The sequence below is a fragment of the Nocardia sp. NPDC057455 genome, from assembly GCF_042802775.1.
In the GTDB taxonomy this organism is placed as follows: Bacteria; Actinomycetota; Actinomycetes; order Mycobacteriales; family Mycobacteriaceae; genus Nocardia.
The window spans coordinates 55,089-80,561 of sequence record NZ_JBHVDM010000016.1 but is presented as its reverse complement, the minus strand read 5'-3'; the positions used below and the strand labels follow the sequence as shown (position 1 = coordinate 80,561).

General features: G+C 69.8%; 19 protein-coding genes. 7 read left to right on the top strand and 12 right to left on the bottom strand.

Translation table 11 applies throughout. The annotated features are described in order from the left end of the window. Positions 1-6: 6 nt before the first annotated feature. The 5 genes from ACFU5M_RS09475 to ftsY form a co-directional block, all read right to left on the bottom strand. Positions 7-321 (bottom strand): hypothetical protein, encoded by a 315-nt coding sequence (locus ACFU5M_RS09475; protein WP_040868323.1) that lies wholly within the window; start codon positions 319-321, stop codon positions 7-9. 120 nt (positions 322-441) lie between these two features. Beyond that, on the bottom strand, positions 442-2,913 hold the full coding sequence (locus ACFU5M_RS09470; RefSeq protein ID WP_379046449.1) for a [protein-PII] uridylyltransferase: 2,472 nt from the start codon (positions 2,911-2,913) through the stop codon (positions 442-444). 84 nt (positions 2,914-2,997) lie between these two features. Continuing rightward, positions 2,998-3,336 carry a P-II family nitrogen regulator gene (locus ACFU5M_RS09465; protein WP_040868325.1) on the bottom strand — a complete coding sequence of 113 codons (339 nt, stop codon included), beginning with the start codon at positions 3,334-3,336 and terminating at the stop codon, positions 2,998-3,000. 4 nt (positions 3,337-3,340) lie between these two features. Then, the gene (locus ACFU5M_RS09460; RefSeq protein ID WP_379046445.1) at positions 3,341-4,720 is read right to left on the bottom strand and encodes an ammonium transporter; all 1,380 of its coding nucleotides are present in this window, start codon (positions 4,718-4,720) and stop codon (positions 3,341-3,343) included. Between the two features lie 336 nt (positions 4,721-5,056). Then, the gene (gene ftsY, locus ACFU5M_RS09455; RefSeq protein ID WP_379046442.1) at positions 5,057-6,574 is read right to left on the bottom strand and encodes a signal recognition particle-docking protein FtsY; all 1,518 of its coding nucleotides are present in this window, start codon (positions 6,572-6,574) and stop codon (positions 5,057-5,059) included. A gap of 193 nt (positions 6,575-6,767) precedes the next feature. Here ftsY and ACFU5M_RS09450 point away from each other — a divergent pair, with 193 nt between their 5' ends. Then, entirely contained in the window at positions 6,768-7,157 is a 390-nt protein-coding gene (locus ACFU5M_RS09450; protein WP_014987060.1) for a DUF2237 family protein, read from the top strand. A gap of 130 nt (positions 7,158-7,287) precedes the next feature. Here ACFU5M_RS09450 and ACFU5M_RS09445 read toward each other — a convergent pair whose 3' ends face one another. After that, positions 7,288-7,998, bottom strand: a complete 711-nt coding sequence (locus ACFU5M_RS09445; protein WP_379046439.1) for a TetR/AcrR family transcriptional regulator — start codon at positions 7,996-7,998, stop codon at positions 7,288-7,290. Between the two features lie 169 nt (positions 7,999-8,167). Between ACFU5M_RS09445 and ACFU5M_RS09440 the strand changes: the two genes are divergently transcribed. Beyond that, entirely contained in the window at positions 8,168-9,085 is a 918-nt protein-coding gene (locus tag ACFU5M_RS09440; RefSeq protein ID WP_379046436.1) for an NmrA family NAD(P)-binding protein, read from the top strand. Positions 9,086-9,128: 43 nt separating this feature from the next. After that, entirely contained in the window at positions 9,129-9,290 is a 162-nt protein-coding gene (locus ACFU5M_RS09435; protein ID WP_379046433.1) for a hypothetical protein, read from the top strand. 12 nt (positions 9,291-9,302) lie between these two features. On the opposite strand, the gene smc is transcribed toward ACFU5M_RS09435, so the two are convergent. Continuing rightward, a complete protein-coding gene (gene smc, locus ACFU5M_RS09430) occupies positions 9,303-12,923 on the bottom strand; it encodes a chromosome segregation protein SMC (protein ID WP_379046430.1) in 3,621 nt (1,206 codons plus the stop codon). A gap of 441 nt (positions 12,924-13,364) precedes the next feature. Between smc and ACFU5M_RS09425 the strand changes: the two genes are divergently transcribed. Next, positions 13,365-15,017, top strand: coding sequence for a hypothetical protein (locus tag ACFU5M_RS09425; protein ID WP_379046426.1), 1,653 nt, complete (start codon positions 13,365-13,367; stop codon positions 15,015-15,017). A 57-nt stretch (positions 15,018-15,074) separates the two neighbouring features. Here the strand turns inward: ACFU5M_RS09425 and ACFU5M_RS09420 are convergent, their stop codons facing one another. Further along, entirely contained in the window at positions 15,075-15,503 is a 429-nt protein-coding gene (locus ACFU5M_RS09420) for a DUF1707 domain-containing protein (protein WP_379046424.1), read from the bottom strand. A 228-nt stretch (positions 15,504-15,731) separates the two neighbouring features. On the opposite strand from ACFU5M_RS09420, the gene ACFU5M_RS09415 reads away from it, so the two are divergent. Beyond that, positions 15,732-16,817, top strand: coding sequence for an S-(hydroxymethyl)mycothiol dehydrogenase (locus ACFU5M_RS09415; RefSeq protein WP_379046535.1), 1,086 nt, complete (start codon positions 15,732-15,734; stop codon positions 16,815-16,817). Beyond that, the gene (locus ACFU5M_RS09410) at positions 16,814-17,440 is read left to right on the top strand and encodes an MBL fold metallo-hydrolase (protein ID WP_379046422.1); all 627 of its coding nucleotides are present in this window, start codon (positions 16,814-16,816) and stop codon (positions 17,438-17,440) included. The genes ACFU5M_RS09415 and ACFU5M_RS09410 overlap by 4 nt, the downstream gene beginning before the upstream one ends. Positions 17,441-17,488: 48 nt before the next feature. Here ACFU5M_RS09410 and ACFU5M_RS09405 read toward each other — a convergent pair whose 3' ends face one another. The 4 genes from ACFU5M_RS09405 to kdpF are packed head-to-tail and all read right to left on the bottom strand — an operon-like array spanning position 17,489 to position 22,497. Next, positions 17,489-18,358, bottom strand: coding sequence for a potassium-transporting ATPase subunit C (locus ACFU5M_RS09405; protein ID WP_379046420.1), 870 nt, complete (start codon positions 18,356-18,358; stop codon positions 17,489-17,491). A 1-nt stretch (position 18,359) separates the two neighbouring features. Further along, positions 18,360-20,516 carry a potassium-transporting ATPase subunit KdpB gene (gene kdpB, locus ACFU5M_RS09400; protein WP_379046417.1) on the bottom strand — a complete coding sequence of 719 codons (2,157 nt, stop codon included), beginning with the start codon at positions 20,514-20,516 and terminating at the stop codon, positions 18,360-18,362. A gap of 1 nt (position 20,517) precedes the next feature. Next, positions 20,518-22,188 (bottom strand): potassium-transporting ATPase subunit KdpA, encoded by a 1,671-nt coding sequence (kdpA, locus tag ACFU5M_RS09395; protein WP_379046414.1) that lies wholly within the window; start codon positions 22,186-22,188, stop codon positions 20,518-20,520. Next, positions 22,189-22,497 carry a K(+)-transporting ATPase subunit F gene (gene kdpF, locus ACFU5M_RS09390; RefSeq protein ID WP_379046411.1) on the bottom strand — a complete coding sequence of 103 codons (309 nt, stop codon included), beginning with the start codon at positions 22,495-22,497 and terminating at the stop codon, positions 22,189-22,191. A 384-nt stretch (positions 22,498-22,881) separates the two neighbouring features. Here kdpF and ACFU5M_RS09385 point away from each other — a divergent pair, with 384 nt between their 5' ends. Further along, a complete protein-coding gene (locus ACFU5M_RS09385) occupies positions 22,882-25,422 on the top strand; it encodes an ATP-binding protein (RefSeq protein WP_379046409.1) in 2,541 nt (846 codons plus the stop codon). Positions 25,423-25,473: the final 51 nt, after the last annotated feature.

Below are 25,473 nucleotides of genomic sequence, written 5' to 3'. Positions count from 1 at the left end.
GGCCCGCTAGTCGAGCACGCGGCGGCGTGGCTTGGCCGTTTTGCGGTAGTCGTGGTTCTCCTCGGCCACCATGAAGACCGCCTCGTTGGCGGTCAAGCCCAGTTCCAGGGCGAGATCGTCGAGCACCGCCCACTCCGCCGTGCTCGGGATGGGCGAGGTGGCGACCCTGCTCGCGATCGTCATCGCGGTCACCGCCTGTCGCCCGGTCAACGTACGACCCGGAAGCCAGGAGACCACCCAGCGGTCGCCGCCGACGCAGCGCGCCATATGCGTGGTCTCGTCACTCGTCATCGTGGATGCCGAAACGACTTCAATTGCCACCGACCTGCTCCCCTCGTGCTCGCGATAGCCGGACGACCTAGATCGTATGGTCCGCCAACCGAGCGGGAGTTCGGTTGCAGCAAATATCCTGCAACAGATTGATCACCGGATATTTCGCAGCTAGCGGTTAATTTCCGAGGCGGGAGCACTCTCTTCCGGTGGCTTCGGCGCAATCCTGGGAACTACCGCGAGAAGCGCTTTCTCGATCGCTTCCCGGCGAGCGGGGCCGTCCTCGGATCCCAGATCCAAGCAGAAGCTGTCGACCACCGCCGACCCCATCGTGACCACCTTCGCCCACCGGACCTCGGCTCCGCAACCGGCCAGCTCGGCGGCCAGGAGGCTGAGCAGGCCGATCCGGTCCTCGGCGCGCAACTCCAGGATCACTTGGCCGGGCGTCGAGGTGTCCGACCAGATCACGCGGGGCCGAGCCCGCGCGTACCGGCTGCGGCCGATCGTGCTCGCCTCCCGCTCACGTTTGGCCAGCGCCGCGGGCACGTCCAGATCGCCGGCCGTGGCTCGGATCAGTTCCTGGCGCAACAAGCCCGGATCCGGCGGATCGCCGAACTTGGGCGCGACGACGAACGTGTCCACCGCCGACGCGCCTTCGACCCCTAACGCAGCCGACAGCACCCGCAGCGAATGCAGCGCGAGCACACCGGCGGCGGCGGAGAGCAGCCCTGAGCTGTCCGGCGCGATGACGGTCACCGTGTAGGTGTGTTTGCTCTCACCGGGCTTCAGGTCCACGTGTACCCCACCCGCTCGGGCCTGATCGACCAGTTCCGGTGCGATCGGCTCCGGAGTCGGCAGCTGGTCGCCCGCCATGACCAGCCGGCAGCGCCGGACCAGCTCACCGATCAGCGAGGCCTTCCAGTCGCCCCACACACCGGGGCCGGTGGCCAGTGAATCCGCCTCGGCCAGGGTGTGCAGGAGTTCCAGCAGCTGCGGATCGCCGCCGAGGGTGTCGACGACGGAGCGCACCGTCTCGGGGTCGGACAGGTCGCGCCGGGTGGCGGTTTCCGGCAGCAGCAGGTGGTGGCGGACGATCGCGCTGAGCGTCCGCACGTCCGAGGGCCACAAACCGAGACGACGGCCGATGTGCGTGGCGAGTTCCGCGCCGACGAGGCTGTGATCGCCCGCCCGGCCCTTGCCGATGTCGTGCAGCAGCGCGCCGAGTGCGAGCAGGTCCGGGCGGGCCACCCGGGTGCTCAGGCCGCCCGCGTATGCCACCGTCTCCATGAGATGGCGGTCGACGGTCCAGACGTGCTGGACATCGCGTGGCGGCAGGTCGCGCACGGCGCCCCATTCCGGCAGCAGCCTGCCCCACAAACCCGTCCGGTCCAGCGCTTCGACCGCGTCGATGGTGCCGCGGCCCGCGCCCAACAGGACCAGCAAGTCGTTGAGGGCGTCCTTGGGCCACGGCTCGCGTAACTCGGGGGCGTCCTCGGAGAGCCGGTTGAGGGTGGTCGCCGACATCGGCAGGCCGGTCTGCGCGGACGCCGCCGCCACGCGCAGGATGAGCCCGGGATCGCGCTGGGGGCGGGCATCCCGGGCCAGCACGACTTCGCCCGCGTGTTCGACCACTCCTTCGTCCAGCGGCCTGCGCACCGGCATCCGGCGCAGACGCGCCAAGCCCCGGCGCGGGAGCGCGTTGGCCGCGGTGCGCAGCCCGACGTCCACGGAGTAACTGACCGTCCGGGCCGAATCGCTCAGTGTGCGAGCCAGATCGAACCGATCGCCGATACGCAGGGCCGCGCCGATCTCGTCGGCGTCCTGCGCCCGCAGTTGGTCCCTGGCCCGGCCCGCCACCCGGTGCAGCTCGGTGCGCACGTCGAGCAGGCGCCGATGCGCCTGTTTCAATCCGCCGCCGGGCACGTCCGGCCCCAGGCCGGGCATGGCGTCGGTCAGCTGGGCGATGGCCAGCGCGTCGAGCAGCTGGATGTCGCGCAGGCCGCCGCGCCCGTTCTTCAGATCGGGCTCGGCGCGGTGGGCGATCTCGCCGTTGCGCTCCCATCGGGCCTGCGCCTGGGCGATGAGCTCGTCGAAGCGGGAGCGGATTCCGGTGCGCCACTCCCGGCGCACCCCGCCGATCAGCAGATTGCTCAAGTCCTGGTCGCCGACGATGTGCCTGGCCTCGAGCATGCCCAGCGCGGCGATGAGGTCCTCGGCGGCCACCCGCAACGCCTGCGGGACGGTCCGCACACTGTGGTCGAGTTTGATGTGCGCGTCCCACAGCGGATACCAGAGCTGATCGGCGACCTCGGCCACCCGGGCGGGGTCGACGTCGTCGTGCAGCAGCACCAGATCCAGATCCGAGTACGGCAGCATCTCGCCACGGCCGAGACCTCCGACGGCTACCACGGCCAAGCCGCTGTCGGCGACGATGCCCAGTTCGGCGCCCTTGCTGGTGAGCCACAATTCGTAGAGGTCGACCAAGGCCTGGCGCAGCGACTCGGCGTCCAGCCGGGGATTGCGCGGCTGGCCGCCGTCGAGCAGTTGGGTTCGCGCGCGGACCAGGTCGGCCGCCGCGTTGGACACCTTGCCGTTGCCTCCGGTGACCTTCGGTCCACCGTCGTGCTCGTACTGACTACCCACAACCCACCGCCCAGTTCATGCGCGCGGCCCCGCCCCGACCGGGGACTCCGGCGGGAGCGGGGCCGCCGCTCGATCGATATCCCGCTACAGCGCGTCGGTGCCGCGTTCGCCGGTCCGCACCCGGATGATGGACTCCACGGGGGTGACCCAGACCTTGCCGTCGCCGATCTTGCCGGTGCGGGAGGCCTCCACGATGACCTCCACCACCTTGTCGACGGACGCGTCGTCCACGACGACCTCCACGCGGACCTTCGGCACGAAGTCGACGGAGTACTCCGCGCCGCGGTAGACCTCGGTGTGGCCCTTCTGCCGGCCGTACCCTTGGACCTCGCTGACGGTCATGCCCAGCACACCCGCCTGCTCGAGCCCGGACTTGACGTCCTCGAGCGTGAACGGTTTGACGATTGCGGTGATCAGTTTCATGTCGTCATGCCTCCTTGACGGCCGAACGTGCCGTGCTACCCAGAGCGGCGAAGTCGTAGGCGGTTTCCGCGTGCTCGGACTCGTCCAAGCCCACCGACTCTGCTTCCTCGCTCACGCGCAGCCCAATGGTGAACTTCACGATATAGGCAATGATCAGCGTCGCGACGAAGGAGAAGGCAAGTACCACACCGGCGCCCACCGCCTGCCGCCACAGTTGATCGATGCCACCGCCGTAGAACAGACCGGTCTTGGCCGCACCCGCCTCGGGCGCCGCGACGAAACCGACCATCAGGGTGCCGACGATGCCGCCGACGAGGTGCACGCCGACCACGTCGAGCGAGTCGTCGAAGCCGAACTTGAACTTCAGGCCGACCGCGAGGGCGCACAGGGCGCCCGCGACCGCGCCGATGGCCAGCGCGCCGAGCACGTTCACCGAGGAACACGACGGGGTGATGGCGACCAGACCGGCCACGATGCCCGAGGCCGCGCCGAGCGAGGTGGGCTTGCCGTCGCGGATCTTCTCCACCAGCAGCCAGGCCAGCATGGCGGCACAGGTCGCGATGGTCGTGATGATGAAAGTCGAACCGGCGAGGCCGCCGGAGGTCACCGCGGAACCCGCGTTGAAGCCGAACCAGCCGAACCACAGCAGACCGGCGCCCAGCATGACGAACGGCAGGTTGTGCGGACGGAACGGGGTTGTCGGCCAGCCCTTGCGCTTGCCGAGCACCAGCACCAGGGCCAGGCCGGCCGCACCGGCGTTGATGTGCACCGCCGTGCCACCCGCGAAGTCGACCGCGAGCAGTTTGTTGGCGATCCAGCCGCCCTCGTGCACGACGTTGCCGTCGGCGTCCTTCACGTCGAAGTCGAACACCCAATGCGCGACCGGGAAGTAGACCACCGTGGACCAGATGCCCGCGAACAGCAGCCACGCACCGAACTTCATGCGGTCGGCGACCGCGCCCGAGATGAGGGCGAGCGTGATGATGGCGAACATCAGCTGGAAGGCGACGAAGACGGTCGCCGGAATCGTGCCCGCGAGCGGGATGTTCACCGCTTCGGTGGTGACCGCGCCTGCCGCGTCCTTGACCTCGGCGACGGAGTTGCCACCGATCAAGCCCTTCAGGCCGAAGAACTGCGTCGGGTCACCGATCACGCCGAATTTGTTGTCGCCGAAAGCCGTCGAGTATCCGTACAGCGACCACAACACGCCGACCAGACCCATGGCGCTGATGCTCATCATGATCATGTTGAGCACGTTCTTCGACCGGACCATGCCGCCGTAGAAGAAAGCAAGGCCAGGCGTCATCAGCAACACCAGCGCCGAGCTCGCCAGCAGCCAGGCGGTGTCACCGGTATCCGGTGCACCGGTAAGTGGAAATGCCACCTCAATGTCCTCCTCATCTCGGGCCCCGCCGATTCCGGCAAATGGACCTGAACAGAAGGGTCCTCACTCGGTGTTTCATCCGTAGAGCTGACGTGTTTCACCTACGTGAACGGATGGCGCAGCTGTGTTGCCACCACGTTTCGTCACGTACACGGGGCGTTTCCCGGGAGCGTGAGGCCCGCCGCCGGGAATCGGACATTCGTTAGGACGGAGGAGGAGTCGGCAAACATCCGGGGTGTGACCGGCCTCGCATTCGCGGCGGCCGGCGACTCGCGGCCCACGGCACACCGGTGACCGGGAACATCACGGGCCGCAGCCTCTTTCGGAGCGGGAGGCTCAGCCCAGCAGCGCGTCCACGAACGCAGCAGGCTCGAACGGCGCCAGATCGTCGGCGCCCTCGCCGAGCCCGACCAGCTTCACCGGCACGCCCAGTTCGTGCTGGACCTGGAAGACGATGCCGCCCTTGGCCGTCCCGTCCAGCTTGGTCAACACGACTCCGGTGATGTCGACCACTTCGGCGAACACCCGGGCCTGGGTCAGTCCGTTCTGCCCGACGGTCGCGTCCAGCACGAGGAGGACCTCGTCGACGGCGGCTTTCTTCTCCACGACCCGCTTGACCTTGCCCAGTTCGTCCATCAGACCCGTCTTGGTGTGCAGCCGCCCCGCGGTGTCGATCAGCACCACATCGACGCCGCGCTCGACGCCCGCCGCCACCGCGTCGAACGCGACCGCCGCCGGGTCGGCGCCCTCGCGGCCGCGGATGGTGTCGGCGCCGACCCGCTCACCCCAGGTCTGCAACTGGTCGGCGGCCGCGGCACGGAAGGTGTCGGCCGCGCCGAGCAGCACCCGGCGGCCGTCGGCGACGAGTACGCGCGCGAGCTTGCCGGTGGTGGTGGTCTTGCCGGTGCCGTTCACGCCGACCACCAGCAGGATCGACGGGTGATCCGGGTGCGGCAGCGCGCGCACCGAGCGGTCCAGCTCCGGTCGCAACTGCTCGATCAGCACGTCGCGCAGTACCGCACGCGCCTCGTCGGTGGTGCGCACACTGCGCGCCGCCATCTCCGCGCGCAGCCGGGAGACGACGGCCGTGGTGCTCGCGGTGCCGAGGTCGGCCAGCACGAGAGTGTCCTCGACCTCTTCCCACGAGTCGTCGTCCAGGTCGCCGCCGCCGAGCAGGCCGAGCAGGCTCTTGCCGACCGCGTTCTGCGAGCGCGACAGCCGTCCGCGCAGCCGGACCAGGCGTCCGGCGGTGGGCTCGATCTCCTCCAGCGCGGCGGGAGCCTCGACGCCCGCGGGCGTGTCGGGGGCGACGAGTTCGGTGGCGGCTCCGGCGTCCGGGGCCGCGGCATCGGTGACCGGCTCGGCGGTCGCGTCCACGACTCCGGTCTCGTCCGCCGCGACCGGGGCGGTGTCCGGGCTCTCCGGCGCTGCCGCCTCGTCGGCGGTCGGGGGCGCCGTCGCAGCGTCCGTCTCGGGTTCGGCCGCGGCGGCGGTCTCGGCGGCACCGGCCGCGGGCGGCGCCTCGGCGACGTCGGCATCCGGCAGTGGAACGTTGGTGATGCCGCGTTTGGGCGCGTCGCGCGGGATCGCGGCATCGTCGCCGACGTGCGGCTGTCCTTCGGTGTCGGTGCGCTCGACCGGTTGTGGTTCGGTCGCCGTACCGCTCCGGCTGAAGTTGAATCCGCCGGACGCGGTGTAACCACCGGACCGGTCGGTCACCTCCTTGTCCTGCGTGGGCGGTGTCAGCGACACGCGGCCGCGCTTGTACCGGACGAATCCGGCGACGAGCACGACGAGCAGCAGTGCGGCGACCGCGGCGATCAGGATCCAGACTTCGGGACTCACGCGGACCATCCTTGCAGACCGACCGTCACGTGCCGGGCCCCGAGCCGCCCCCGCCGCGCGAGTCGCGCCCCCGGCCCGACGGCGTGATCTCGGCGAACACCGCAGGTCCCGGGCCGTGCCCGAACTCCGGCAGCCACCGACACAGCCCCCGAGATTTCTTGTCCTGCGGAACTTCTCGCGAAGGGACAATAGGATCGGCGACGTGACCGATCGAAACGTGCTTGGGGGGCCGCTGGAAGAGTGCGGCGCCGATCCTCTCACCGGCTTCTACCGGGACGGCTGCTGCAGTACCGGGCCGGAGGATCTGGGCAGCCATACCGTGTGCACCGTCGTCACGGCAGAATTCCTGGAGCATCAGGCGTCCATCGGAAACGATCTGAGTACGCCGCGTCCGGAGAACAATTTTCCCGGTCTACAGCCAGGCGACCGGTGGTGCGTGGTGGCCGTGCGGTGGCTGCACGCGCACGAGGACGGAGTGGCCGCGCCGGTGGTGCTGGCCGCTACGCACGAGAACGCCCTCGAAGTGATCTCGATGGACATCCTGCGCAAATACGCCGTCGACGTGCCGGACGACGTCAGCGACCTGCTCTGAGCGAGCGGTAACCCTCTACGGGCCGCGGCGGGCGCCGCGAGGACCACCGGCCGTCGCACGGGACCGCGGGCCGGTGTCCGCTCGGGCCGTGACGCAGCAGAGAACCGGATGGCACAAATGCGCCATCTCACTATCGCGCCGCCGCGACACGTCGACGATGCGCCTTCTGGCGGCAAGCCGCCGAGCAATACCGGGCCCGACGGCCCGTCCCGGTCCGCGGCACCGCCGCGTGGCACACCGGACAGGGATCCGCCCCAGTTTCGTTACGTTCGACCGATTCGTTACGGTTTTCGATTCGGGCGCCTTGTTCCGTTACTCCCACCTCACCCGGCCGGGCGCGCAGCGCGTCCAGAACGATCGCCGCCGTGCGGTCCACATCGCCCCGCGCCCTCCGGAGTTGTTGGATCGCGACGCATCCGGTGAAGATCGCCAGCACGTCGTCGAGTTCGATGTCGGCCCGGACCGCCCCCGCGCGCTGGGCAGCGTCCAGCAGCGCCCCCAGCGCGCGGTGGAAACGGACCCCCGCGCCCTGTAACAGCGCACGCGGCCAGCCGTCGTCGGACTGGACCAGCTCGCACAGCGCCTGGTTACCCGGGGTCGTGACGATCACGGCGGTGCACAGGTCGAAGAAGGCGGCACCGGGGTCAGGCGCGTCGAGACGGTCGGCGGCCATCTTCGCCAACCGGTCGATGCGCTGCTGCATCACCGCTTCCAGCAGAGCGGCTTTGGTCGGGAAGTGGCGGTAGACGGTGCCCGCGCCGACACCTGCGCGCCGGGCGACCTCGGCGAGCGATACCGAGGCGCCCTGCTCCGCGAAGGCCCGCTGCGCGGCCGCCAGCACGAGGGCGCGATTGCGCCGGGCATCGGCGCGAGACAGCCCATCGGGGGCGAGCGATGTGGTCATTTCGTTACGGCCTTCCTGGAGGCGACCTGGTCAATCGGGTCAATCCACCCGTATCGTCCGAATCCGGGTTATCCGACCCGATTCTATCGAGCAGAGAAGGCCGAGCATGTCCCCTCAGCACAACCTCATCTTGGTCACCGGCGCCACCGGCAAGCAGGGCGGCGTCACCGCCCGCAAGCTGTTGGCGGACGGCAGGGCGGTGCGCGCCCTGGTCCGCGACGCGCAGGCGCCCGCCGCACAGGACCTTGCCGCGGCGGGTGCGGAACTCGTCGTCGGCGATTTCGATTCCCCGGAGACCTTTCCCGCGGCGCTGGCCGGAGTCACCGGGCTGTTCCTGGTCCCGCCCGCCGCGTACAGCCCGGAGGGCTGGGATGTCGATCTGGAAGCCGCGCGCGGACGAGCGGTAGTCGAAGCGGCGCGCGACGCGGGCGTAGGGCAGATCGTGTTCACCGGCATCGCCTCGATGGGCGACAACGCGTCCTGGGGCGCAACGGGCAAGAAGCACATCGAAGACGCCGTCATCGCCAGCGGCGCCCGCTACACCCTGCTGCGCCCGGTGCGCTTCATGGAGAACTACCTGCTGCGCACGTCACCGGTCGACGGCATCTTCGACGGCGTGCACCGGCACCTCTTCCCGGCCGAAGGGCCGATGAAGGTCATCGCCCTCGCGGATATCGGCGATATTGCCGCTCTCGTTTTCGCCGATCCGGATCTATTCCACGGTCGTGTCCTCGAACTCGCGGGTGACGTGCTCACCCCGCCCAAGGCCGCCGCGGCGATCAGCGCGGCCACCGGCCACCCGGTCCGCTACCAGGAAGTCGGCGAAGCCGAGGCGGACGCGATCGGCGCGGAAATCGGCAATACCTGGCGTTTGATGCGCCACACCGGCGGCTGGCGCGCCGACGTCGATGAGATCCGTCGAATCCATCCCGGCCTGCGGACGTTCGACACCTGGCTCGCCGAAACCGGTGCGACCCAGCTCAAAGCGTTGCTGGACGACGAAAAGGCGACCGCCGCTCGGTAATCAGCGCACCGCGGCTCGAACCCGTCCTTCCCGGCGCAATCCGGTGGGCGCGGAAGTCGACGAGATATTCGGCCCGTCGCGCAAGCACATTCACGAGCGCAAGGAATGGGTGGCGGTCGCGAAGCTCGACGACCGCGTCTCGGGTGAGGATCCGCTGGTCGACCTGGACTCCGGCACGGTCACCCTCCCCGCACACGGCGGGTGACCGCCGGGGAGCTCAGCCCGCCGCGCCGACCGGGGCCAGATTCTCCCCGCGCAGCCGCTGGGAGATCACCTGGGTGATGCCGTCGCCGCGCATGCTGACGCCGTAGAGCGCGTCGGCGATCTCCATCGTCGGCTTCTGGTGGGTGATGACGATCAGCTGGCTCTTCTCCCGCAACTGTTCGAACAAGCCGATCAGGCGGCGCAGGTTGGTGTCGTCGAGCGCGGCTTCGACCTCGTCCATCACGTAGAACGGCGACGGCCGGGCGCGGAAGATGGCCACCAGCAACGCGACGGCGGTCAGCGACTTCTCCCCGCCGGACAGCAGCGACAACCGCTTGACCTTCTTGCCCGGCGGGCGGGCCTCCACCTCGATGCCGGTGGTGAGCATGTCCGAGGGGTCGGTGAGCAGCAGCCTGCCCTCGCCGCCGGGGAACAGCTTGGCGAACACGCCGACGAACTCGCGCTCCACGTCGGCGTATGCCTCGGTGAAGACCTGGAGAATGCGGTCATCGACCTCGGCGACCACGTCGAGCAGATCCTTGCGCGCGTTCTTGACATCCTCGAGCTGGGTGGCCAGGAAGTTGTAGCGCTCCTCCAGCGCCGCGAATTCCTCCAGCGCCAAGGGATTCACCTTGCCGAGGGTGGCCAGATCCTTCTCCGCGCGCTTGGCGCGACGCTCCTGGGTCTGCCGGTCGTAGGGCATCGGCGCGGGCTCGCTGACCTGCTCGCCCCGCTCCTTGGCCTGCTCGTACTCCTGAAGTTCCAGCGCCGAGGGCGGCAGCGGCACGTCCGGACCGTACTCGGCGATCAGATCCTCCAGCGCGATGCCGAACTGCTCGGCGATGGTCGCCTCGAGTTGCTCGATGCGCAGCGCCGCTTGCGCCTTGGCCACCTCGTCCCGGTGCACGGCGTCGGTGAGCTGGGACAGCTGGGCGGTGAGCGCACGCACCCGCTCTTTGACCTGCTCGACCTGCGCGGCGCACTCCGAGCGCCTGCGCACCAGCTCGTCTCGGCGGGCGCCCGCCTCGGCGACCACCCGCTCGAGCTCGGCGGCGATCTTCGCACCGGATTCGGCGACGGCGGCAGCCAGCTCGGCCGCCTTCTTGCGCGCGGCTGCCGCGCGTTCGGCACGGGCGCGGTTCTCCCGCTCGGCGCGGGCGGCGCGGCGCAGCGAATCCGCCTTGCCGCGCACCGATTCCGCGCGTTCCTCGGCGGTGCGCACCGCGAGCCGGGCCTCGACCTCCATCGCGCGCGCCTCGGCCAGCGCGGCCGCCGCCTCCTCGCGCGCGCGGCCCGCGGCTTCGGTACCCGCCGCGCCCGCGCCGTCGGCGTCCACCTCGGACTGTTCGAGTTCCGCGTGCCGCAGGCGATCCTCCAGGTCGGCCAGCGCGGCCAGCGCCTCTTCCCGGTTCGCCTCGGCGTCGTCGCGCTGGCCCAGCAGCCGTTCGCTCTCCGCGTGCGCCGTGCGGGCGGTCTGGCCGAGCCTGCCCAGCCGTTCGTAGATCGCCACCAGCGCCTGGTCGGATTCATGCAGGGCGAGTAACGCCTGGTCGACGGCGTCCTTGCGGTCGGCCTGTTCCTCCAGCGCACCGGACAGCGCCGCCTCGAGTTCCTCGGCGCGCCGCTGTGCCGATACCAGCTCGGCCTTGGCGGCATCGATGTCGGCCTGGATCTCCAGCTGGCTGGGCGCCCGGTCGGAACCGCCCAGCAGCCAGCCGTTTCCGGCGAGGTCGCCGTCGCGGGTGACCACGCGCAGGCCGGGCCGCGCGGCGACCAGCGCGCGGGCGGCGGGCAGATCGTCGGCCACGGCGATTCCCGCGGTGAGCGCCGCGATCGCGCCGCGCATGGCGTCGGGGCACTCCACCACGTCGACCAGCCAGCGGGCGCCGCCGGGCAATGCGGCCGGCGGCGGCACCTCGGCGCTGTCGGCGCCGAAGACGACCGCGGCGCGGCCACCGTCGGCGTCCTTGAGCGCCTGGATCGCGGCGTGCGCGGTCGCGCCGGTGTCGGTGGCGACGGCGTCGGCCAGCGGGCCGAGCGCGGCGGCGACGGCGGCCTCATACCCACCGTGCACGCGCAGCAGCGCCGAGAGCGGACCGAGCAAGCCCTGTTCGCGGTGCTCCACCAGCCAGGCCACCCCGTCACGGCGGGCCAGGTTCATCCCGAGCGCCTCGATGCGCGCGCTCAGCGAGGCGACCCGTTTGCTCGCGTCGCGGTCCTGTTCGCGCAATTCGGTGACGCGCTGATCGGCCAGCTCCAGCGCCTGCACCGCGTGCTCGTGCTGGGCGTCCAGACCGGCCTCGCCCGCGTCGAGTTCGTCGAGTTCGGTCTGCACCGTGTCGAATTCGGCTTGGGCGGCCTCGCCGCGATGGCGGGCGTCGGCGATGGCGACCGAGAGCCGCGCTATCTCGGCGTCCACCGACTGCGCCCTGGCCCGCAGGGTGTCCACCTTGCCCGCCAACCGGGCCACGCCTTCGCGCCGGTCGGCGATCGCCCGCACGGCGGCCAGATGCGCCTGCTCCGCGGCCTTGGCGGCGTGTTCGCGTTCGGCCAGCTGGTCTCTGGCCGCCTCGAGCGTCTCGGCGGCCATCTCGACCGTCTCGCGCAGCTCGGCCTCCTCGGCTTCGACACGGTCGGCCTCGGCCTCGAGCTGCTCGGGGTCGCGACCGCTGCCGACCGGAGCGGTGGTGTCCAGGTGCCGCGCCCGGTCGCCCGCGATGCGGATGGTCGCGTTGACCCGCTCGGCCAGCGCGGAGAGCTGGAACCAGATCTGCGCGGCGGCCTCGGCACTCGGCGTCAACCGGGACAGCTGGAATTCCTGCTGCGCCAGCGCCGCGTTGGCGGCGTCCAGCTCGGAGTGCACGGTGATCTGCTGCTCACGCGCGTACGCCTCCTTGCTCTGCTGGCTCGCCAGCTCCCCGCGGCGGGTGACCAGGTCGTCGGCGGCCAGGCGCAGCCGCGAGTCGCGCAGATCGGCCTGCACGGTCTGCGCTCTGCGGGCCACCTCGGCCTGCCTGCCCAGCGGTTTGAGCTGGCGGCGCAGTTCGGTGGTGAGGTCGGTGAGCCGGGCCAGGTTGGCCTGCATGGCCTCCAGCTTGCGGACCGCCTTCTCCTTGCGCTTGCGGTGTTTGAGCACACCGGCGGCCTCTTCGATGAACGCGCGGCGGTCCTCCGGGCGCGACTCCAGGATGGCCGACAGCTGCCCCTGCCCCACGATGACGTGCATCTCGCGGCCGATACCGGAGTCGCTGAGCAGTTCCTGCACGTCCATCAGCCGGCAGGAGTTGCCGTTGATCTCGTATTCGCCCGCGCCGTCGCGGAACATGCGCCGGGTGATGGATACCTCGGCGTAGTCGATCGGCAGCGCGCCGTCGGAGTTGTCGATGGTCAGCGTGACCTCGGCGCGGCCGAGCGGCGCGCGCCCCGCCGTGCCCGCGAAGATGACGTCCTGCATCTTGCCGCCCCGCAACGCCTTCGCACCCTGCTCGCCCATCACCCAGGTGAGCGCGTCGACGACGTTCGATTTGCCCGATCCGTTCGGACCGACCACGCACGTGATGCCCGGCTCCAGCCGCAGCGTCGTCGCGGACGCGAAGGATTTGAAGCCCTTCAACGTCAGACTCTTCAGGTGCAAGTTCGACGACCTTTCCGTGTTCTGCCCGGCCGGCGTTCCGCGCGGTCGAGGCAGCGCATCCGGCGACCAGTCATGGTATCCGTCGCGTGCCGGGCGCTTCCCGCCCCCGACGGCGCACGCGGCCGAGTGGCGGTTCGGCGATAACCGTAGGTTATCGACAAGCCGCCGGTTCGCGCGCATTTCGATGTGCCCGAGGTTTGCCCGGACAGCGCGCAGCGCTGTCCGCGGCACCCGGCCGAGACCAATGGCGCGCTCGCCGCATGCTTCCCGGCCGTCGCCCACGACGCGACGACGCCCCCGCGTGCTGGATCGATCGCCGGTCCGCGTCCCGGCCCGTGGGTCCGCCGAATCCGGGTGGTCTCGAACTGGCACTGACGCAGCGCCCTCCGGCCACATACGATCCCTCTGATTCGCCAGCGGAACGTTCGGGAGCGCGCCACGATGTCTGCCCCCTCACCAGGGACGAGCACGCGGTTCCGCCTTGCCCGGATCACGGGACTGGTACTCGGCAGCCTGGTGTTCCTGCACGCCTGCGAGCGCAGCAAGAGCGCGCTGCTCAGCGATGTGCGGATCGAGGTGGCGGTCGCGGCCGCTCTCGGTGCGGCCGCCTTGGCCGCGGCCTGGTTCGAGATCAAGCTTCGGGCGCTGGAGCGTGACGCCGACCCGCCGTGGGATGACGCCGAGGCGGACGAAACTCCCAGTCCTGGGAATTTTGCGGGTCGAGCCGGGCGGGGGGCACACACGGCTTACGGAAGGGGCGAACAAGCCGGGCGCACCGCTGCCGCCGCCCGGTCGGCTCCCCTGGCCGACCTCCGGGACGACGACCAGATCGAATCCAGGGAATCGACGGGGCGCGCCGATCTCGTCGCGGGGATTGCGCGCACATTGCGGGTCGCCCGCTCCGGCGCCTCGGGCGAACGGCTGCCGCTGCCCGCGTTGAGCGCGATGACGAAGTGGATGCGCCGCGTCGGTCCCGACGACGACGCCGAACCCGGCGATCTCGACGACCACGACGAGACCGAGCAGATCACCCGCACCGAGTCGGGCGAACTGGTCATCGAATCGAGCAGGCGAACGGTGCGCGCCAAGATCGGCCGCTCCGGCGACCTCGTCTTGCACGGCCGGTGGCTCGGTGGCGCGCATCCGCCCTCCGAATGGAAGTGGACGTTCCACCCCGACGTCTTCCACGCTCTCCGCAGCGCACTCGGCGACGGGCCCGGCGACCTTCTCGATCTGCTCGAGGACACCATCCCCTGGCTGGACGCCGGTGCGCGTCACGATCCCGGCGCATGGCTGCGCGCGCACGACATTCCCGCGACCTACCGGGAGAAGGGCGTCAACGCCGCACAAACCACCCGCGAGCTACCCGTACTCCAGCCCGGACGTCCGCCGCAGCCGCCGCGCGGGGGAAAGTCCCGGCGACAGCCGCCGGGCGACGCATCCGGCACCGGAGGCCGGTCGGCCGAAGCGATGGACGACAACCATGCCCGGTTCCCGGCCGTCCGCGAACGGCCACCGGCTGCCCCGAAAGCTTCCGAGCCCCCATCGGAGCGTCGCTCCGCACCACGAACCGCCGCCGACTCCAGGCCTGCCGGCCGCGCCCGGGCCGATCGACGACCACACGACCAGGCAGCCGAATCAGCCGGGCGGCAGGATCCTTCCTCCAACGACTACGGTGCGCGCCCGACGCGCCGCCGGGGCGGCGACCCCGAACCGGCGCGGCACAGCGATCGGTGGACCGGCGCGCAAGAGCCGCAAGTGCCCACCCGGCCCACCCCCGGCCGGCCAGACCTCCCGCGACGTCGACACGGGGAACTCGCCGACGGCCGGCACGACACCCGCCACGGCGCCGGACAGCCGGATCGCCACCCTGACGAGATTTCACGACCCGGCCGGCAGCCAGGGCGTGAACCCCAGCCGCCTGTGGACTTCGAGCCGAGGACCGGCCGACGGGACCGGCCCACACCGTCCGAACGAACCCCGGAACGGGCCTACGACCAACCGCCACCCGGCCGCAGACATCGCGGCGATCAGCGCCCACGCCGCGAGACTCCTTCTTCCTCCCAGGAGTCCACTTCACGGCGCGGGTGGTAGGACACGAAATCGGCGCTGTCACCCGATGGTCCGGGTGACAGCACCGAGAGACGGGGTTCAGCTCACGCGGTGGGTGAACCGGCCGTTCTCGAAACCGGCCACCATACGGAACGCGAGGACGGCACCCCACGGGCCGATCACCCAGATCGGCCAGAAGTAGGTCAAGGCGCCGACGCTCAGCGAGACCGCGCCCCAGATGACGAGCACCAGCAGGCTCACGGCGAGCCAAGTGCTGCCCTCGATGCGCTGCCAGATCGGGACGCGCGGGCGTACGAAAGCCGGTGCGGCCGCAGCCTCCTTGCCGAGTTCGGGCAGATCGGACAACACCGAGCGCAGGTCCTCGCGATCGGTGGTGGCGTACACCTGGGCGACGCGCTGGTCGTATTCGGGCAGATCGATCCGCCCGTCTGCCATGTGCCTGCCGAGCAGGCGCACCACGGCGTCGCGTTCGGCATTCGAGGCGCGGGTGCCGGTGGAGATGTCCATGCCTGGTCCTATCGACGGTTCCACCCTCCATAGTGGAATATATACCCAGCATAACCCTCCAAAGTGGAATGTCAAGCCTCGGGTGATCACCGTCCGAAACTCGGGACTTTCGAACTCTCGGCGGTAATGTTCGGGGTGACGAGAACAACTGTATGGACAGGTGTTCAGCCCGTGGGTCCGCCGAACTGCCGGATTCGCGTCCCGACCAACTCGCTGGAGGAGGAACAGGTGTCGGAAACCGTGCGCGGGGTCGTGGCCCGCAGCAAAGGCGCACCGGTCGAGATCGTCGAGGTGGTGATCCCCGATCCGGGACCACACGACGTGGTGGTGCGGGTGCAGGCTTGCGGTGTCTGCCACACCGATCTGCACTATCGCGAAGGCGGTATCACCGACGACTTCCCATTCCTGCTCGGCCACGAGGCGGCCGGAGTGGTGGAAACCGTGGGCGCCGCGGTCACCCACGTGGCGGAGGGCGACTACGTGATCCTGAACTGGCGCGCGGTCTGCGGCGAGTGCCGGGCGTGCAAGCGGGGCCGTCCTCGGTACTGCTTCGACAGTCGCAACGCGAGCAAGAAGATGACGCTCGCCGACGGGACCGAGTTGACCCCCGCGCTGGGCATCGGAGCGTTCGCCGACAAGACCTTGGTGCACGAGGGCCAGTGCACCAAGGTCGATCCGGCGGCCGACCCCGCGGTGGCCGGCCTGCTCGGCTGCGGCGTGATGGCGGGTATCGGCGCGGCGTTGCACACCGGCAACGTCTCGATCGGCGACACCGTCGCGGTGATCGGTTGCGGCGGCGTCGGGGACGCGGCGATCGCCGGGGCCCGGCTGGCCGGAGCCAGGACGATTATCGCGGTGGACCGCGACGCCCGGAAATTGCGCTGGGCCACCGACTTCGGCGCCACCCACACGATCGACGCCACCTCCGAGGACGTGGTCGAGAAAATCCAGGAGTACACCGACGGGTGGGGCGCCGACGTCGTCATCGAGGCCGTCGGGCGGCCGGAGACCTGGAAGCAGGCGTTCTACGGCCGCGATTTGGCCGGGACGTTGGTCCTCGTCGGCGTGCCGACCCCGGAGATGACCATCGAGATGCCGCTGCTGGACCTGTTCTCTCGCGGCGGCGCGCTGAAATCCTCCTGGTACGGAGACTGTCTGCCGGAACGCGACTTTCCCACCCTGATCGACCTCCACCGCCAGGGACGACTGCCGCTGGACCGCTTCGTCACCGAGCGCATCGGGCTCGACCAGGTGGAGCGGGCCTTCGCCGAGATGCACACCGGCGACGTGCTGCGCTCGGTGGTGGTCTGGTGAGCGCCCGTGTCGACCGTGTCGTCACCTCCGGCGACTTCTGTCTGGACGGTGGAACCTGGGCGGTGGACAACAACATCTGGCTGGTCGGCGACGACGACGAGGTGGTCGTCATCGACGCCGCACACGACGCAGGCCCGATCGTCGCGGCGGTCGCGGGCCGCGCCGTCCGCGCGATCGTGTGCACCCACGGGCACAACGATCACGTGACGGTAGCCCCCGAACTCGCCGAACGCTTGAACGCACCGGTCCTGCTGCATCCCGGCGACGAGCCGCTGTGGCGCATGACCCATCCGGAAGCCGCCTACCAGCCGCTCACCGACGGTCAACGAATCGCCGTGGCGGACACCGAGATCCATGTGCTGCACACGCCAGGCCACTCCCCCGGATCGGTCGCTCTCCATCTGCCCGCGGCCACGGCGGTGTTCACGGGCGACACGCTGTTCGCGGGCGGGCCGGGCGCGACCGGTCGCTCCTTCTCCGATTTCGGCACGATCATCGAGTCGATCCGCGACCGCCTGCTCACGCTCCCCGAGGAAACCGCGGTGCACACCGGGCACGGCGATTCCACCACCATCGGGGCGGAGAAACCGTTCCTGGCCGAGTGGATCGCCCGCGGTCACTGAGCATTCGAGGATCGCGGGTGGATCGCGTGCGACCGCCCGCGGTCCGGCTCAGCCGCGGTACGGGTAGCGCTGATCCAGATCCAGGTTCAATCGCAGGACATCGACCCGTGGCTCACCCAGGAATCCCAGGGCCCGGCCGCCGGTGTGTTCGTCGACCAGGCCGCGCACCTGCCCCTCGGTGATCCCCCGTGCCTTCGCCACGCGCGCCACCTGAATGGTCGCGTACTCCGGCGAGATATGGGGGTCCAACCCACTGCCGCTCGCGGATACCGCGTCCGCGGGCACCGCCGGGGCATCGGGGGCGTCACCGCGAATCGGCACGATACGGCCGACGGCGTAGTCCTGGCCGGGTGCGGCGCATTCGACACGCACGCCGCGATAGGTGGCGCGGAACGGCTGTGCGGGGCAGGCCTGGTTGACGCTGACGACCTGCACCGGATGCGCCACGTCTCCGTCGACCCCCCGGGGGCCGAGCACCGAGAGGACCGCGCCCACGCCGTCTTTCGTGCAGAACGGGCGACTGCCGTCGACCCCTTCACGGTCGCCGACTCCCTTGCTACGCGCGCACACGGTGGTGAGCAAGCTCGGACGCGACGCGGTGTCCACGATGTCCTCCGGTCCGAGATTGCTCGCCGCCGTGGACATCGGGTCGTAGCCGTCACCCGCGGCCGACGGGCGGCTCTGGAAATACTGCGCCAGGGCCATGCCGCCGGCGTCGGTGAACGATTGCCCGATGAGGGCGGAGCCCACGATCGATCCGTTCGCCTCGAGCAGTGAACCGTCCGCCTTGCTGTCCAGCCCGGGTAGCTGCGCCACCGCGAATACCGCCAGCGGATAGCCGATTCCGGTGATGGCCGTGAGCACGAGCAGGGCGCGCAACGCGGCGAGATGCTGTCGGATCCAGGTCGAAAGGCGCATGTCAGGACATCCCGGGGAGGAAGTGGACCACGAGGTCGATGAGTTTGATGCCGAGGAACGGCGCGATGATGCCGCCGAGCCCGTAGACGGTGAGATTGCGGCTGAGCAACTTCGACGCGCTGGACGGCCGATAGCGCACGCCGCGCAGCGCGAGGGGGATGAGCGCCACGATGACGACGGCGTTGAAGATCACCGCCGACAGGATCGCCGACTGGGGACTGGCCAGGCGCATGACGTTGAGCCGGTCCAGACCCGGGAACAGCGTCACGAACAACGCCGGGATGATGGCGAAGTACTTGGCGATGTCGTTGGCGATGGAGAACGTGGTCAGCGCACCACGAGTGATGAGCAACTGCTTGCCGATCTCGACGATTTCGATCAGCTTGGTCGGATCGGAGTCCAGATCGACCATGTTGCCCGCCTCCTTGGCGGCGGAGGTGCCGGTGTTCATCGCGACGCCGACGTCGGCCTGCGCCAGCGCGGGCGCGTCGTTGGTGCCGTCACCGGTCATCGCGACCAGCCGTCCGCCGTCCTGTTCCCGCTTGATCAGCGCCAGCTTGTCCTCCGGCGTCGCCTCGGCGAGGAAGTCGTCGACCCCGGCCGCCTCGGCGATCGCCTGGGCCGTCAACGGATTGTCACCGGTGATCATCACGGTCCGGATACCCATCCGACGCATCTCGTCGAATCGCTCGCGCATCCCCTGCTTCACCACGTCCTCGAGCTGGATCACACCGAGCACCCGTGCGACGCCGTCGGCGACCCGGCCCACGACCAGCGGCGTGCCGCCGGCCGCGGAGATCCCGTCGACGGTCGCGCCGAGTTCGTCGGGCACCGCACCGCCCTCGACCCGCACCCAGTCGGTGACCGCGCCCGCCGCGCCCTTGCGCAACCGGCGGCCGTCCAGGTCGACGCCCGACATCCGGGTCTGCGCGGTGAACGCGACCCACCGCGCGTGGGCCAACTCGCCCGCCGTCCGCTCCCGCAGCCCATGCGCCTGCTTGGCGTAGACGACGATGGAGCGGCCCTCCGGCGTCTCGTCGGCCAGGCTGGAAAGCTGCGCGGCGTCGGCCAATTCGTCCTCGCTCACGCCCGGCGCCGGGACGAAGTTCGTGGCCTGGCGGTTGCCGAGGGTGATGGTGCCGGTCTTGTCCAGCAGCAGCGTGTTCACATCGCCCGCGGCCTCGACGGCACGACCGGACATGGCGAGCACGTTGCGTTGCACGAGGCGGTCCATGCCCGCGATACCGATGGCCGAGAGCAGCGCGCCGATGGTCGTCGGGATCAGGCACACCAGCAGCGAGACCAACACGATGCCGGTGACGCCGTGCACGTTCAACGCCGAACTGTCCGGCACGCCCGGATTATTCGACTTGCTGAAGATCGCCATCGGCTGCAATGTGACGACCGCGAAGACGAAGATGATCGTCAGCGCCGCGAGCAGGATGTTCAGCGCGATCTCGTTCGGGGTCTTCTGCCTGCTCGCGCCCTCCACCAGCGCGATCATCTTGTCGATGAAGCTGCGCCCCGGCTCCTGGGTGATCCGCACGACGATCCGGTCCGACAGCACGGTGGTGCCGCCGGTCACCGCCGACCGGTCACCGCCGGATTCCCTGATCACCGGCGCGGATTCACCGGTGATCGCCGACTCGTCGACCGAGGCGATGCCTTCCACGACGTCGCCGTCCCCCGGTATCACCTGCCCGGCCTCGACCACGACGTGATCGCCGCGTCGCAGCTCCGGCGCCGCGACGCGTTCCTCGACCACCCTCGCCTCCGGCGACCACTCGACCAGTCGCCGCGCGACGGTGTCGGTCTTGGCTTTGCGCAGCGCGTCGGCCTGCGCCTTGCCGCGCCCCTCCGCGACGGCCTCGGCAAGGTTCGCGAAGATCACCGTGAGCCACAGCCACACGACGATCGCCCAGGCGAAGAAGCTCGGATCCGCCACCGTGAGAACGGTCGACCACACCGCGCCCAGTTCGACGATGAGCATCACCGGGTTGCGCCAGAGGGTGCGCGGATCGAGCTTGCGCACCGCGTCCGGCAACGAGGTCAGCAGCATCCGCGGATCGAGCACTCCGCTGGGGACGCTCGTGCCCCGTCGCGGCCGCTCGGGCTCGGCCCGCGCGGAAACCTTCTCAGCTGAGACGGAACCGGACATGTCAGTAGATTCCTTCGGCGAGCGGCCCGAGCGCCAGCGCGGGCAGGAAGGTGAGCGCGACCAGGATCACCGTCACACCGACGACCATGCCGACGAACTGCGGCCGGTGCGTCGGCAGCGTGCCGATCGACGCGGGGGTGGTGCCCTGCCGGGCCAGCGAACCGGCCAGCGCGAGCACGAAGATGATCGGCAGGAAGCGGCCGAAGAGCATGGCGAGACCGAGTGCGGTGTTGTACCACTCGGTATTGCCGGTCAGGCCCGCGAACGCCGAGCCGTTGTTGTTGGCGGCGGATGTGAAGGCGTACAACACCTCCGACAATCCGTGCGGCCCTGAGTTCAGCATGCTCGCGCGCTGGCCCGGCATCGCCATCGCCACGGCCGTGCCTACCAGCACGATCAGCGGGCTGATCAGGAAGTACGACGCGGCGAGCTTGATCTCGCGCGGCGTGATCTTCTTGCCCAGGTACTCCGGGGTTCGCCCGACCATGAGGCCTGCGACGAACACCGTGATCACCGCGAGGATCAGCATGCCGTACAGGCCCGACCCGGTGCCGCCGGGCGCGACCTCGCCCAGTTGCATGTCGAACATCGTCATCATGCCGCCGAGGCTGGTGTAGGAGTCGTGGGATGAGTCGACCGCGCCGGTGGAGGTCAGTGTGGTCGCACTGGCGAAGGTGGCCGAATTCGATACTCCGAAGCGCTGTTCCACGCCTTCCATCGAGGCGCCCAGCGCGGTCGGCACGGTTCCGTCGTGCCGGAGCTGGAACAGGTTGGTCAGCGTGACACTGATCAGTGCGATCGTCCCCATCACCGCGACGATCGCGTTGCCCTGCTTGCGGCTGCCCACCATCCGGCCGAAGGTGCGCGGCAGGGAAAAGCTGATCACCAGCAGCAGGAAGATCTCCACCCAATTGGTCCAGGCAGCCGGGTTCTCGAAAGGGTGCGCGGAGTTGGCGTTGTAGAAGCCGCCGCCGTTGGTGCCCAGTTCCTTGATCACCTCTTGGCTGGCGACCGGCCCTCCGGTGAGCGTCTGCTCGGTGCCGTTCAGTGTCTGCGCTACCTGATAGTGCAGGTGGAAGTTCTGGATCACACCGCCGGCCACCAGCACGATCGCGAACACGAACGCGATCGGCAGCAGGATGCGCAGCGTGCCGCGCACCAGGTCTACCCAGAAGTTGCCGAGGTCGCCGGTGTGCCTGCGGGCGAACCCGCGCACCAGCGCCACCGCCACGGCCATCCCAACGGCCGCCGAGACGAAGTTCTGCACCGCCAGCCCCGCCATCTGCACCAGATGCCCTTGGGTGGTTTCACCGGAGTAGTTCTGCCAGTTCGTGTTCGTCACGAAACTGACCGCGGTGTTCCAGGCCGGCGCGGGCGTCATCTCGGCGCCGGGATCGTTCAGGTGCAGCGGCAACCTGCCCTGCACGAGTTGGAAGAAGAACAGGAACAGGATCCCGACCGCCGAGAAGGCCAGCACGCTGCGTGCGTACACCGGCCACGGCTGCTCGACTTCGGGTTGCGCGCCGATCGCGCGGTAGACGATGCGTTCGGCACGAGAATGCCGACGTCCTTCGTACACCCGGTACATGTAGTCGCCCAGCGGCACGTGCACCAGCGCGAGCGCCAGGATCAGGGCCGCCACGAAAACGACCCCGGCGGTGGTCGTGCTCACTCAGAACCTCTCGGGAAACAGCAGGGCCGCGATCAGATAGATCGCCACGCCGACAGCGAGTACCAAACCGATCGAATTCGCGGTCACAACTTCTCCACCCCGCGCTGGACCAACCCCAGCAGCGCGAACGCCGCCACGGTGAGCGCGATGAACACTACGACCGACATGACTCGACAACCTCCATTCGCGCGCCGGGCTACGACGCGTCAGAGCGAGTGAAGCGGCCGTCCGGCCCTGCCTGCCGGTTCCTGACGACTTCTTGATGCTCCGATGCCGGGCATTTGCGCTTCGTTGACGGCCGCGCGACATCCCGCAAGGAACCCGTCAAGGAATGCCGGTGAACCGTCAGCACGCCGTAAAGATCGAGGTCGCCGGGTCGAGCGGCGGTAGAAGTGGAGAGCCGGACCGAGCGGACCGATGTCGGCGCGACCGGTGCCTACGGCCGGGAGAGATGAGAGGAACGCAATGTCGGGAGTCGTCCTTGTCGTCGCATTCGTCTGCTGCGCGCTGGTCATCCGCGCACTCGGAACTCGTGAGCCGGAGCCGCGGCCCTTCCCGGTCGTGATCGAGGCACAGGATGCGCGGCGGTGACGCGGCCCCGCGGCGCGACGCGGCAGCACGGTGTCCGTGGCAGCACGCCGCGGTGATCGAGCCTTGCTCGGCCGCAGCAGCGCGACGCGCGATGATGAACACGTGAAACGCGGTCAGCTGCGTATCTACCTCGGCGCCGCGCCGGGAGTCGGCAAGACCTACGCCATGCTCGGCGAGGCGCACCGGCGACTGGAACGCGGGCGCGACGTGGTGGCCGGGGTGGTCGAAACTCACGGCAGGGAGAAGACCGCGACATTGCTCGAGGGCATCGAACGGATACCGCCGAAGCCGATCGAGTATCGCGGCAGCACGTTCGCCGAACTCGACGTCGAAGCGGTGCTGCGGCGGGCGCCCGCGGTGGTGCTGGTCGACGAGCTGGCGCACACCAACGCCCCCGGCGGCAAGCACGAGAAGCGCTGGCAGGATGTGGCGGAGCTGCTCGACGCGGGCATCGACGTGATCTCCACGGTCAACGTGCAGCATCTGGACAGCCTCAACGATGTTGTGGAGCAGATCACCGGCATCCAGCAGCGCGAGACGGTGCCCGACGCGGTGGTACGCGAAGCCGATCAGGTGGAGCTGGTCGATATCACCCCGGAAGCGCTGCGGCGCAGGCTTTCGCACGGCAACGTGTACGCCGCCGAGCGCATCGACGCCGCCTTGCGCAACTACTTCAGGGCGGGAAACCTTACGGCGCTGCGCGAATTGGCGCTGCTGTGGCTGGCCGATCAGGTCGACGCCGCGCTGGCGAAGTACCGGGCCGACCACAAGATCACCGAATTGTGGGAGGCACGGGAGCGCGTCGTGGTGGCGGTGACCGGCGGCCCGGAATCGGAGACCATCGTGCGCCGGGCCAGCCGGATCGCCACCAAATCCAGCGCCGATCTGGTGGTCGTGCATGTAGTGCGCGGCGACGGCCTGGCCGGGGTCTCCACCGAGCGGCTGGCGCGGCTGCGTGAGCTGGCGGCCAGGCTGGACGCTTCGCTGCACACCGTCACCGGGGAGGACGTGCCCACCGCGTTGCTCGAGTTCGCCCGTGAGGCGAACGCCACCCAGCTGGTGCTCGGCACCTCCCGGCGTTCGCGCTGGGCGCGGATGGTCGATGAGGGCATCGGGTCCACGGTGGTGCAGCGCTCCGGCAAGATCGACGTGCACATGGTGACACACGAGCAGGCCCACCGCGGGTTCCGGTACTCGGCGCTGCGCCCGCGCCGCCCCGTGGCCGCCTGGCTCGCCGCCGTTCTCGTGCCGGCGCTGGTCAGCACGATCAGCGCCGCCTACCTCGACGACGTGCTGGATCTGGGCGGCATCAGCGCCGTGTTCGTCGTCGGCGTGGTCGCGGTGGCGCTGCTGGGTGGCGTGGTGCCCGCGTCGTTCTCGGCGCTGCTGTCCGGCCTGCTGTTGAACTGGTTTTTCGCGCCGCCGCGTTACAGCCTGACCATCGCCGAGCCGAACAGTTTCATCACCGTGGTGGTGCTGCTCATCGTCGCCGTCGCGGTGGCGGCGCTGGCCGATCTGGCCGCGAAGCGAACCGGTCAGGCGCGCAAGGCTTCTCGGCAAGCCGAACTACTCACCATGTTCTCCGGCGCCATCCTGCACGGCGCGGATCTGCCCCGGCTGCTCGAACAGATCAGGGAGGTCTTCGCCCAGCGCGCGGTCGCCCTGGTAGCCGGTGACCAGGTGCTCGCCGAGATGGGAATCGACCCGCCACGGCGGCTGCCGGACGCCGACACCGTGGTCGAGGCGGCAGATGCCGGTCACCGGCTGCTGCTGGCGGGCCGTCCGCTCGCGGCGGCCGACCGTCCAGTGCTCAACGCGGTCACCAACCAGGCAGTCGCCCTGGTGCGGCAGACGCGCCTGGCCGAGGAGGCCAGCGCCGCCGCGGCTCTACTGGAAGCCGACCGTCTGCGGCGGGCATTGCTCTCGGCGGTCAGCCACGACCTGCGCACCCCGCTGGCCGGCGCCAAAGCGGCGGTGTCCAGCCTGCGCAGCGACGACATCGAGTTCTCCCCGCAGGACACCGCCGAACTGCTGGAGACGATCGAGGAATCGGTAGATCAGCTCACCGCGCTGGTCGGCAACTTGCTCGACTCCTCCCGGCTCGCGGTCGGCGTGGTCACCCCGCGATTGCGGCGGGTCTACCTGGACGAGGCGGTGCACCGCGCGCTGGTGAGCGTCGGGATGGGTGCGCGCGGACTGCGGCGCGCCGCGATGGACCGGGTCCGGGTGGAGGTCGGCGACGTCTCGGTGCGCGCCGACAGCGGCCTGCTGGAACGGGTGCTGGCCAACCTGATCGACAACGCGCTGCGGCACGCGCCACGCGCGGGCACGGTCCGGGTCACCGCGGAACACGCAGGCGAGCGCGTCTCGATCGCGGTCGTCGACACCGGCCCCGGCGTGCCGCACGGCACCGAGGAGCAACTGTTCGAACCGTTCCAGCGCCTCGGCGACCGGGACAACAGCACCGGCGTCGGGCTCGGTCTGTCGGTGGTGCGCGGATTCGTCGAAGCGATGGGCGGCACCGTGCACGCCGAGCCGACTCCCAGCGGAGGATTGACCATACTGGTCGACTTGCCCGGCGGCGAACCACCGGGCAGCGCAGGCGGCGAGGTCGCGCACGAGACTTCGAGCGCGGGTGAGTGAGGTGTCCCTGACGACACAGGAGGCGGCGGTTGTGACGAAGACGCCCGAGGC